The sequence below is a fragment of the Oxynema aestuarii AP17 genome (genome assembly GCF_012295525.1).
Lineage (GTDB): Bacteria > Cyanobacteriota > Cyanobacteriia > Cyanobacteriales > Laspinemataceae > Oxynema > Oxynema aestuarii.
Window position 1 is genome coordinate 2,068,282 of the sequence record NZ_CP051167.1, and the last position, 11,090, is coordinate 2,079,371.

Annotated in this window: 9 protein-coding genes; 2 read left to right on the forward strand and 7 right to left on the reverse strand. The window is 51.2% G+C overall.

Annotated elements, in window-relative coordinates; genetic code table 11:
• Positions 1-392 precede the first annotated feature (392 nt).
• The 5 genes from HCG48_RS08350 to ctpB form a co-directional block, all read right to left on the reverse strand.
• Positions 393-1,559: a pyridoxal phosphate-dependent aminotransferase gene (locus tag HCG48_RS08350; RefSeq protein WP_168568743.1), complete on the reverse strand. Its 1,167-nt coding sequence runs from the start codon at positions 1,557-1,559 to the stop codon at positions 393-395.
• A 104-nt stretch (positions 1,560-1,663) separates the two neighbouring features.
• Positions 1,664-2,062: a hypothetical protein gene (locus HCG48_RS08355; RefSeq protein ID WP_168568744.1), complete on the reverse strand. Its 399-nt coding sequence runs from the start codon at positions 2,060-2,062 to the stop codon at positions 1,664-1,666.
• Between the two features lie 608 nt (positions 2,063-2,670).
• Complete coding sequence (locus HCG48_RS08360; RefSeq protein WP_168568745.1) at positions 2,671-3,585, reverse strand: DUF4241 domain-containing protein; 915 nt, start codon at positions 3,583-3,585, stop codon at positions 2,671-2,673.
• A complete protein-coding gene (locus HCG48_RS26430) occupies positions 3,578-3,712 on the reverse strand; it encodes a hypothetical protein (protein WP_281362094.1) in 135 nt (44 codons plus the stop codon). Before HCG48_RS26430 ends, HCG48_RS08360 begins: the two co-directional genes overlap by 8 nt.
• Before the next feature lie 433 nt (positions 3,713-4,145).
• The gene (ctpB, locus tag HCG48_RS08365) at positions 4,146-5,441 is read right to left on the reverse strand and encodes a carboxyl-terminal processing protease CtpB (protein WP_168568746.1); all 1,296 of its coding nucleotides are present in this window, start codon (positions 5,439-5,441) and stop codon (positions 4,146-4,148) included.
• 588 nt (positions 5,442-6,029) lie between these two features.
• Here ctpB and HCG48_RS08370 point away from each other — a divergent pair.
• A complete protein-coding gene (locus HCG48_RS08370; protein WP_168568747.1) occupies positions 6,030-6,815 on the forward strand; it encodes a hypothetical protein in 786 nt (261 codons plus the stop codon).
• 18 nt (positions 6,816-6,833) lie between these two features.
• Positions 6,834-7,559, forward strand: coding sequence for a YdcF family protein (locus HCG48_RS08375; protein WP_246259972.1), 726 nt, complete (start codon positions 6,834-6,836; stop codon positions 7,557-7,559).
• A 240-nt stretch (positions 7,560-7,799) separates the two neighbouring features.
• Here HCG48_RS08375 and HCG48_RS08380 read toward each other — a convergent pair whose 3' ends face one another.
• Entirely contained in the window at positions 7,800-9,251 is a 1,452-nt protein-coding gene (locus HCG48_RS08380) for a hypothetical protein (protein ID WP_168568748.1), read from the reverse strand.
• On the reverse strand, positions 9,251-9,583 hold the full coding sequence (locus HCG48_RS08385; RefSeq protein ID WP_168568749.1) for a hypothetical protein: 333 nt from the start codon (positions 9,581-9,583) through the stop codon (positions 9,251-9,253). The genes HCG48_RS08380 and HCG48_RS08385 overlap by 1 nt, the downstream gene beginning before the upstream one ends.
• Positions 9,584-11,090 lie beyond the last annotated feature (1,507 nt).

The window sequence follows — 11,090 nt, forward strand, 5'->3', positions numbered from 1 at the left end:
AAAAGACCCGATCGCCTCTCTTGATATTGAAGACGGGCGATCGGGGGGGTAGAATTTTAGATTTTAGATTGGGGATTTTAGATTTTAGATTTCAAAATCATCTTTCATGTCCACAGAAGCGTGCAGCTACAGCATTTTCCTCTGGGAGGCAAGACATTTAGATAGATCCCCCTAAATCCCCCTTAAAAAGGGGGACTTTCCTCGTCCCCCCGAAATCCCCCCAACCATCCCCCCAACCCCCCTTTGAAAGGGGGGCGAAGGGGGGATAGGGCGATCGGCGCTGTACCTCATCAGATGCCCGAGTGCAGCTAACCAGCCCTCAAGCTACTATCTTGCAGACAATCTTGCAGAGAAAAAAGAGCTTGAGGGAAGCAAAAATCGAGCCAAATCGCTTACAAATGCGATCGCACGAAGCGTTCTAAACGATCCATCCCTTTCTCAATCGTCGGTAAATCTGTCGCATAGGAAAGGCGGATGCAATCGTCGGCGCCGAAAGCGATTCCGGGAATCGTCGCCACATTTTCCCGGTCTAATAATGCCTTGCAAAAATCGAGAGATTTCATCCCCGTTTGGCTGATATTGGGAAACACGTAAAACGCGCCTTTGGGTTCGGGACAGGTCAATCCGGGGATAGCTTTGAGGCGATCGAGAATGTAGGTGCGTCGTTTGGCAAAGGCTTGACGCATTTCTTCGACGCAATCTTGGGATCCTTCCAGGGCCGCGATCGCCCCGTATTGAGCAAAGGTGCAGACATTCGAGGTACTGTGACTTTGCAGGGTACTCACCGCTTTAATTAACTCTAGCGGTCCGGCGAGAAATCCCAACCGCCATCCGGTCATCGAGTAAGCTTTGGCAAAACCGTTACTAATAATCGTCCGGGCGAAGATTTCCGGCGATAACGAACCGATACTGACTTGTTCGGCGTCGTCGTAGATGATTTTTTCGTAAATTTCGTCAGAAACTACCAAAATATCGCGTTCGACAACCACTTCGGCGATCGCGCGCAATTCTTGGGGAGTATAGACCATTCCGGTCGGATTGGACGGCGAATTGAGGACTAACAAGCGCGTTTTCGGCGTGCAAGCGTCGCGCAACTGTTGCGGGGTGAGTTTGTAGCCGTTTTCCGCCGTGGTATCGACAATTTTGGGAGTCCCTTCGGCGAGTTTGACCATTTCCGGGTAACTCAACCAATAGGGGGCCGGGATAATGACTTCGTCGCCGGGATCGAGTAGGGCCACCATCAGGTTATAAAGGGAATGTTTGCCCCCGTTGGTGACGATCGTATTCTCGGCTTGATAGTCGAGTTGATTTTCTGTTTGCAGTTTAGCGGCGATCGCCGCGCGCAATTGCGGATCGCCAGCAGCCGGGCCGTATTTGGTTTTTCCCTCGTCCAGTGCTTTTTTGGCGGCAGCTTTAATATGGTCGGGCGTGTCAAAATCCGGTTCGCCCGCGCTAAAGCTACAAACATCGATACCTTCCGCCTTCATCGCTTTGGCTTGGGCGGAAATCGCTAAGGTGAGGGAGGGAGTCACCTGACCAACTCTTGCTGCCAGCTTCATGCCTAATTCTGTTAACTGTTTACGAATTTGCTTCGACCGCAATATTCTACTTTACTGGCAACGGCTCTAACTCGCTAGAGATGTCAGCCGATCGTAACATCGAGCTAATCGAGAACGCTGCGGCGATCGGCTAAGGCATTCACCGGGACGGGAGAGCTGGGTAAAATACTGTTGCAGTGGCGATCGCTGCGTTCGGAACAGGCTTCGTTCCGTTCGGAGACTTCGGCGAGGGTCTCGGAGTGGACCGCACTCGCCGGGACGGAGGGAACCCGGTTCGCCTCGGGGCTGGGGTTGGAGGAAAGGGCGCGATCGCCCAGCGACGCCTTCGGCGGATCGCCACCGTGAGCCCGTTCGCTGCTAATTTTGACTGATTCGGACAGTTGAGAACCGACGGTTACGTATAATAAACCCGTCAGCACGACAGCCAGCAGCAAACGATGCAACGGTTCGGGAGTGCGATCGCCTTCGTTGTCTGAATAAGAGTCTGGAATGTACTGTTTCATTATCGGCCTCCCGAATCGGTATTTCGAGCTAAAAAAGATGCCAGTCGATATCAGTTGCACCCCGATTCATAAAGGCTCCGGAAACCTTTTAATAATAGTTAGTTAAGGATCCGCATTCATTTTTTCAAAAAGTTTAGCTTGACTTTTAAGGCTATTTATGCATCAACTAAAAACCAAGGAGCTGACAGTCCGTTTCCGGTTGCCAGCCGTTGAGAAACTGCCTTAAGTTTCTCCAATTACTTCTATGTTTTAAGACTTTTGCACCCTGACAGTTGTTTCCAATGCGACGGACTGGATTTTAAACTGTCAAACTTTGCTCAATAACGCTCGAATTGTCGATCTCTTTAGAGATTTGCCCGGGGAAATTATGGGATCTTTCCCCACGAGCGATTGAGTTATCCCCATTTTCTCGTATGGAACGGCTTTTGTCAGTGGCGATCCTTGAATATTCATTTAATCTTCATAAAATCCGTAAATTTGAGGCGATCGGATTGAAGCAGATTTTAGAAATGAATTGAGCCATTCAATTTCAGTGGGGAAACCCCTTCGGCAACGCCGCACTTATCTAGGGTTCGAGGTCGAGCAGCGTTGCAGGGTCGAATGGGACTCTAATCCGTGGTACTGGCAAAATTGAGCGTATCTTGCAGCAAAATATGGTGGGTGAAATCGACAGTCACCCGCACAATGCGCTTGCCAAAAGGTTGCCCGAGGTCTTGGTATTCGGCATAAACGGGATAGGTTCCGTCGCCGATGCCCGTAGAAACTGCAACTCCGGCTTCAAATAAGGGGGTACGACCTTGGGCGATCGCCTCTAGAACCGCATCTGGATTGGGGAAGGGCGCGTAAAGTTGACCGCCCATAGCTTCGGTATGATGAGTGGCATTGTGGGCGCCGGAGAAGGAAAAATCTTGAGCGCGATCGCTCCCGTCGGGAAGATTATCTTGCCACAAGTTCAAATAGGACGGATCGGCGATCGCCACCATACCGCAATCGACGGCGACATAACCGAGCAAACGGCGTTCGACCCCGTTGCGTTCGGGCGACAATCGCCAGTCCCCATCGACGCCGGGTCGGTCTGCGGACGCGCCGTTGAGGCTGGCGCCGAAGGGATAGTCTTCGCGATCTTGTTCCACTTCCAGATACGCATTGCGATCGAAAAAGCGGGTTTCGTAGAAATCGTAGTGGGATTGCATCCCCGGTAACTCGCCGAGATAAAGCGGTTGGACTTGCTCCCATTCGAGGGCGGGAATTTCGAGCAGTTTGGCGAGTTGGCGGGTGCGTTTGTGAGCGGCTTTGCGTTTTTTATGCTCGAAGCGCAGCATTTCTCGTACCGCCACCCATCCGGAGGGGGTATAACCTCGGGCGTCGTAGAATTCGAGTAAAACGATGCGATAGGAATCTAAAGGATAGGGATCGGTGTCGAGATCGAGCGATTCGATCGCCGGATCGAACCCGTAGACCGCGATCGCCGCCAAACAACGATCGCCGGGTATCGGGGTAATGAGGTGTTTTTGTTTAGACATAGATTGGCTGATAGGGAGCCTCAATAATATGCGAGCGCGATCGCCCATCGTCCCATAATTCATCCCGTTTGTCTTTTCCAGTTTTCCAGGAGCGACGGAGGAGGCGACCGACATGGTATTCAGCCATCAAATTCGGCTTTTCCCGAATGCCACCCGCCTAAAACCTTTAATTTTGGCAAAATCTGTGGCAAAACCTGGCGAACGCGCGCGAGCTGCCCCTCAGCCCCGATCTCTCTACAGTTGGACTCTCTCGGGACATGAGGACGAGACCTCGACGGGATTCGGGCGATCGCCGAGAGCGATTTGGGTCGGTGAATTATCGCGTCCGCTCGATTATATGACGATCGCCGAGGTGGCGATCGTTCGCGCCACAATTTGCAATAGTTGCAATCGTTGCCATCGTTGCCATCGTTTTTTGGGCGATCGGCACGAACAAGAACCCCGAGCGATCGCCGATCTCCTCACCCTCGACTCGGCAAAAAAGAGGCGGTCAGCCTTGCTAGCTCACCGCCGACGCGCGATCGCGGTTCAAAACAGATCGGACTGGAAACCTCCAATCCCTACTGAACCGCTAACGGTTTCGGAGTCAACTGCGCTTGTAACGTAGACAGCGCTTGATTGTAATAAGGATCTTGGGGCGTCCCAATCAAATCCGGATTGGTCACTAATTGTTGTCGTTGGGTCCCACTCAGTTCGATGGTAATATCTGGCGTAATGCCCTTATGACTGATATCCGTACCGTCGGGGGTATAGTAGTGGGCGATCGTCACCGTCAACCCAGACCCGTCCGACAAGCCGTGAACCGACTGAACCAACGCCTTACCAAAGGTTTGCGTACCGATAATCGTAGCCCGTCCGTTATCTTTGAGCGCACCCGCTAAAATTTCGCTGGCACTCGCCGAATTGCTATCGACCAACACCGCCAGAGGTTTCTCGGAAATCGCCGTGTGATTGGCGTTAAAATCTTGACTGTGGCCGCCGCGATCCACGGTCCGCACGATCGCCCCGTTATCCATCCACATTTGCGCGATCTCGATACTCGCATACAACAACCCTCCCGGATTGCCGCGCAAATCCAGCACGAACGCTTGCGCGTCCTGTTCGTCCAAGGTTTCGATCGCCCGTTTCATCTGTTCCGCCGCATGGGAACTAAATTCTTTCAAACGGATATAACCGACCTTCGTCCCCCCTTCCTGCTGCAAGGTGTAGTTCACCGCCGCCAGCTCGATTTTGGCTCGCTTCAGGGTCAAGTCGAACGGTTCTTCACTCGGACGCCAAATCTGCAAGGTGACTTCAGTCCCCACCGTTCCCCGAATCAATTCCGCCGCTTTTTCGACGCTCATATTTTCGGTGGACTTTTCATCGATCGCCAGAATCTGGTCCCCCGCTTGAATTCCCGCTTCCAGGGCCGGAGAATTTTCTAACGGTTCGACCACTGAAATCCGCCCGGTGTCTTCGTCGAGTTCCAGTCGAATCCCGACCCCTGTCAGTTCCCCTGCGGTTTGGCTGGTTAACGCGGCATACTGGGCCGGATCTAAAAACCGAGTATAGGGGTCGTTTAACTGTTCTAACGCTTCGCGAACGGCCCGATAAGCTTCTTCTTGAGAACTGTAATTGCGGTCGAGCAGTTCGGCGCGGGTGGCTTCCCAATCAGTTTGGTTGAAGGAACCATCTACATAGTCTCGATTGACAATTTGCCAAACTTCATCGACCAACATTTTGGGACTGTTGTCCAATTCGGCTCGCACGGCCCGGGATCCGAGGGGGGTCAGTAAGGAGAGGGTCGTGGTAGTGGCGACGGCGCCAGCAAACAGGGCGAGGTGAAAGAAGCGAAAACGGTTGGATTTTCCAGTCATTTAGATTAAGCGACGATATGGGTTGACGGCAACAAAACGGATTCGGTCAGCTCGGGATCGGCGATCGCAACGCGCTCGAACGGCGCACTTTTGAAGAGAAATAATCTTAAAGTCGAGAAAAAAAGGAGAGAGAAAATGGGCAGATCCGCAGGAGTGGGTTCGATCGGGGCAGATGCGAGCCTTTTTCAAGGGACTTGGAGATTCGGGGACTAGATAAATACCTGTCGATCCAAGCGCAACAAAACCGTAGCTTTTTAGTGCTGAAGATAACAATTCAATCGGAGTAACGGTCGGCAGTCGTCGGATAGATCGAGGGTTATGTTTAAGATAACCTAGCCAAGGGGCTAATTGGGGAAAGTTTTGTGACAGGTTGCTAAGCGTCCATGTCCGTAACCCCCTCGTCGCCCTACTCAACACTGACTTCACGAACCTGCGATCGGTTTCCGGAGGTGGTTTTGCCGCTTTTTACGAGCCGCGATCGCGTCGATCCCCGTCCCTAGTCTAGCTAGAATAATTTTGAGATCGTCTAGTGCTACTCAAATCTGGATAAGATCTCAACACAGTGCAATTGACTCGGAGCGATCGCCCGTGCAAGCCAAAGTCAAACCTTTTCCCAAAACCAAACTCCCCCTACTGCTCAACAGCGCGATCGTCGCGCTTGCTTTGGTCGGCGTCGTCGCCTTGCAGCAACTTCAACTGGATCGTCCCCGCCTATCGACCCTCACCCCCGAACAACAAGAACAACAATGGGGTTTGCGGTTGCAATTGCTCGAACAAACCCCCACTCTCGATTTCGATAACCTCATCGCCGATTGGACGTTTTTAAACTTCATCCAATATTTTGGCGACGACCCGGCTCGCTTACAAACAGGTTACGATCTCAATGACGATTACTTCAAACTGATTACCCAACTCGACCCGCGTTTTGTCGAGATTTACTTGTTTCTCTCCAGCGCCGTTTCCTTCTACCAAGCCGATCCGGAATTGAGTATTCAACTGATGGATCGCGGAACCGACGCCCTCAGTCCGACCATGCACCCTGATGCCTTTTTAGTGTGGCGCTATAAAGGCTTGGATCAATTACTCCTCCTCGGCGATATTCAAGGGAGCGTTCGGTCTCACGAAATGGCCGCGCGTTGGGCGCAAGCTTCCGGCAATACCGAGCTCGCAGAAATCTACCGCCGCACTGCCGAATTCCTCAAAACCGATCCGGACAGTACCCGGGTGCGGTTTTGGGGGTGGCAAGAAGTATATTACACGGCCATCGATCGCCAACGCCAGCAAAAAGCCGAAGAAGAACTGTTAAAACTGGGTGCGAAAAAACAAGTGGATTCCCAGGGTCGCGTCACCTTTAGCTTGCCCGAATCCGAATAGTTCTCCCCCTTTGTGATTGTGAAGTTTAAAACGCGACGGCAGCGATCTCGATCGCTGCCCGATTCGGTTAAAAGAAAAAGACCGGGAAAAAAATTCTATCTGTTAAGCACTTTGGCGTTACTGCTGGCAATTTTGACCGCTACCGCCGTCCCTCACGCGATCGCCCTACACGCGGCCCGTCGCGGTCCGGTCGATGCAATTTTGGTTCTCGGTGGCAGCATTCGCCGGGAACTCTACGTCGCCGAACTGGCTAAAACTCAGCCGCAAATTCCGATTTTAATTTCCAGTGGTTCCAAAAATCCCTGTATTTGGTTGATTTTCGAGCGATCGCAAGCGCCGACAGAGCGAGTCTGGCTGGAAAACTGCGCCAGTTCCACGTTTGGCAATTTTTATTTCAGTTGTCCGATTTTAGAACAGTGGAATGTGAGGAAAGTTAAAGTCATTACCTCGCCGTCGCACTTGCCCCGGGCGAAATGGCTCGCTCAAATTATTTTAGGGGCGAAAGGGATTGCGGTCGAGGTCGAGTTGGTCAGCGAAACCGGAGTCCCGGGAAATCAGGAGTTTTGGCTCAAAACTATGTTGGACGTGACCCGCAGTTTGGGGTGGGCGGCGATCGCCCAATTCCATTCGCCGCCACCGTGCGCCCATCTCACTCACTTATCGGAAGTCGATATGGATCGCTGGTACGAGGTGGGTTTCGAGTGCGAGCATCAAGCCAACCTCGACGAAAACCCAGCGCCCTAAACGCTTTTATGGCTCGATGCTATTCCTGCAAATCCTCGATCGCCCAGTTTGCATCTCGCTGCCCCCTGCTCCAACTCCCCATCTCTCGAACCCCCTCCTCATCAAGGGTTCGGCTTCTCTCACTTCTCTGCTTCTCCCCCTAGATTGGCCGTTCCATTGTCTTTTTTGGGGAACTTTCCGTCACGCGACAGAATGCGGGTTCGGCGTTTAATGACTCGATGCAAATCGCCAATGGCGCTTTTACCGATATTTCTGCCACCATTTGGCGATACTGCCGTTGAGACAAGCGGCGATCGCGAAGAAAAATATACCAATTCCCCCACTGACAAGCAAAGTGAGAACGCCGGGGTGAATATCTTGCCAATTCCCCGTGAGTTTGAGGGTCATGCCCGTACTGATGTGACCGGACAGGGCCGAGGCGGCGATCCCACCTGCCCCCAAACCCGCACCCAAGTTTTGAATCGTATTCTCGATCGCCCGATCGCGCTTCGCCTGGTCAATTTCTACGATGCCGCGAATGGAGGCGATCGCTCCCTCGATCAAATCGGTGCCGTGTTTGTAGTAGCGCAAATCCGCACTAATTTTTCTGAGGAAATGGGGCGCGGTAGCCTCCGAGAATTGACTTAAAGTTGATAGTTCTTCCTTATCGACTTCGAGTTTACCACAAATCTGCGCTAACTTCTCATTATAATTGTAAAGATTTATCTCGATCGTTGTTTGATAATCCTCCAACTTTCGCAACGATCGCGTGTAGCTTAAAGCGTCTGTCGCCAGGACTTTTAACTGGCTTTGGAACTGTTCTAATTGCCGATAGTCAATGCGTTTTTGAGCGGTTTCGAGTTTGCCGTGCAGTGAGTCGAGCTTTTGTTCGACTTCGGTGTAATCGCGATCGAGGTTTTGATAAACTTTACGGCTATCTTGAAACGCTCGGACAACTTTATGGCGATAAAAGAATAGTTCGGTGAATTGTTGATAGCAATCACTAAACTTTTGGTCGGCATTCTCGTCGCGGAAGAGCCAAACCAAGACGCGATCGCAACGATCGCCGTTTTTGGGTAACTCATATTCATAAATCGTACTTCCAAATAACTCCCCACGGCGGGGGACGGGTGGCGGCGTTTGCCCGATTAATTCCGTATAACACCCATCGCTTAAATCGTGCAGATAGTCAAAATTGAGTTGTTTGTTTCTCGTCGTCAACCAGGCGGTGACGAGTAAAGTAGAGCCTAAAAATAAGGGCGTATCGGGAGCAATTAATAATTCTTTATTGGGATTGAAGGATCCTAGAGAAGAAATCGGCACCTGAAAGCGCGAACTAGCCGACTCCTCATTGTCGGGATAGCCGACATTGAGGTAAATGACATAACTATCGTGGAGTTGTAAGGGTTGAATCGCTCCTTCTAAATCCGGGTTATTGCGATCGCGGAAATCTAAACTATTGGTATCGTTGGGTAATAAATCAATCCGAATCTCATCGGTGGGATCTTCGGGAAACTGGAGCTGGGGAGTCAGTTGCTTGTCGTCAAAAGATTTTAAAAATCGATCGCACCATTGCCATAACGGGTGATTCCCCTTAATTTTATCGGTGTGTTCCCGATTTTTTTGCAAAAAAGAAGCGAACAGATAGACATTGGGGGCGTCAATCGACTCATCTGAAGCAGGATGAGACTTCGGGTTTTCGGGCGCAGTCATTACGAGTTCTCCGTGTCATGCGTCGGCACTCGTTCGTTTAAATTTTGATATAATTCGGGATAGCGATTGGTGAGAACCTGGCTCCGATCTTCCGGTTTTGTTCTGCTGAGTTTGGGTTTGCGGCTATTTTCTAAAACTTCATTGCGTAAAGGTTTGTAAGTCTTGCACCATTTTTTGAGGGTTTTCGCGACGGTTTCATTGTCTTGTCCGCGCAATTCGATGATTTGAGTTTGCAGACTTTCCAAACTATCGACAGCGCCCGTTTCCTCGAATAACTCCGGTTGAGTCTCCCAAACTTCTAAGAATGCCTTAATTATTATTTCTGGTGTCATTTTTCCTACTTAAATTGTTTTCTGTACGGGTGATGGTTTTATCTGTCTATTCTATATATTATTTTCCTCGGCTATGCAAGACATTTAAATCCCCCTAAATCCCCCTTGGAAAGGGGGACTTTCACTGCCCCCTTTGAAAGGGGGACTTTCACTGCCCCCCTTGTTAAGGGGGGTTGGGGGGATATGTGCCTCGTGTATCTCATGAGAGTGCCAATTGCTGTATTATTTTCCTCGGCTATGCAAGACATTTAAATCCCCCTAAATCCCCCTTGGAAAGGGGGACTTTCACTGCCCCCTTGGAAAGGGGGACTTTCACTGCCCCCCTTGTTAAGGGGGGTTGGGGGGGTATGTGCCTCGTGTATCTCATGAGAGTGCCAATTGCTGTATTATTTTCCTCGGCTATGCAAGACATTTAAATCCCCCTAAATCCCCCTTGGAAAGGGGGACTTTCACTGCCCCCTTGGAAAGGGGGACTTTCACTGCCCCCTTGGAAAGGGGGACTTTCACTGCCCCCCTTGTTAAGGGGGGTTGGGGGGATATGTGCCTCGTGTATCTCATGAGAGTGCCAATTGCTGTATTATTTTCCTCGGCTATGCAAGACATTTAAATCCCCCTAAATCCCCCTTGGAAAGGGGGACTTTCACTGCCCCCTTGGAAAGGGGGACTTTCACTGCCCCCCTTGTTAAGGGGGGTTGGGGGGATATGTGCCTCGTGTATCTCATGAGAGTGCCAATTGCTGTATTATTTTCCTCGGCTATGCAAGACATTTAAATCCCCCTAAATCCCCCTTGGAAAGGGGGACTTTCACTGCCCCCTTGGAAAGGGAGACTTTCACTGCCCCCCTTGTTAAGGGGGGTTGGGGGGATATGTGCCTCGTGTATCTCATGAGAGTGCCAATTGCTGTATTATTTTCCTCGGCTATGCAAGACATTTAAATCCCCCTAAATCCCCCTTGGAAAGGGAGACTTTCACTGCCCCCTTGGAAAGGGGGACTTTCACTGCCCCCCTTAACAAGGGGGGTTGGGGGGATATGTGCCTCGTGTATCTCATGAGAGTGCCAATTGCTGTATTATTTTCCTCGGCTATGCAAGACATTTAAATCCCCCTAAATCCCCCTTGGAAAGGGGGACTTTCACTGCCCCCTTGGAAAGGGAGACTTTCACTGCCCCCCTTGTTAAGGGGGGTTGGGGGGATATGTGCCTCGTGTATCTCATGAGAGTGCCAATTGCTGTATTATTTTCCTCGGCTATGCAAGACATTTAAATCCCCCTAAATCCCCCTTGGAAAGGGGGACTTTCACTGCCCCCTTGGAAAGGGGGACTTTCACTGCCCCCTTTGAAAGGGGGACTTTCACTGCCCCCTTTGAAAGGGGGACTTTCACTGCCCCCTTGGAAAGGGGGACTTTCACTGCCCCCCTTTCCAAGGGGGGTTGGGGGGATTTCGGGATCGGCACTGTACCTCATCAGATCGCCCGAGTGCTATATATTATTGCATCCGCCGTAGGGAG

Coding starts and splice junctions, on each gene's coding strand:
- HCG48_RS08350 (WP_168568743.1), bottom strand. CDS start 1,559: ATGAAGCTGGCAGCAAGAGTTGGTCAGGTGACTCCCTCCCTCACCTTA.
- HCG48_RS08355 (WP_168568744.1), bottom strand. CDS start 2,062: ATGAAACAGTACATTCCAGACTCTTATTCAGACAACGAAGGCGATCGC.
- HCG48_RS08360 (WP_168568745.1), bottom strand. CDS start 3,585: ATGTCTAAACAAAAACACCTCATTACCCCGATACCCGGCGATCGTTGT.
- HCG48_RS26430 (WP_281362094.1), bottom strand. CDS start 3,712: ATGGCTGAATACCATGTCGGTCGCCTCCTCCGTCGCTCCTGGAAAACT.
- ctpB (WP_168568746.1), bottom strand. CDS start 5,441: ATGACTGGAAAATCCAACCGTTTTCGCTTCTTTCACCTCGCCCTGTTT.
- HCG48_RS08380 (WP_168568748.1), bottom strand. CDS start 9,251: ATGACTGCGCCCGAAAACCCGAAGTCTCATCCTGCTTCAGATGAGTCG.
- HCG48_RS08385 (WP_168568749.1), bottom strand. CDS start 9,583: ATGACACCAGAAATAATAATTAAGGCATTCTTAGAAGTTTGGGAGACT.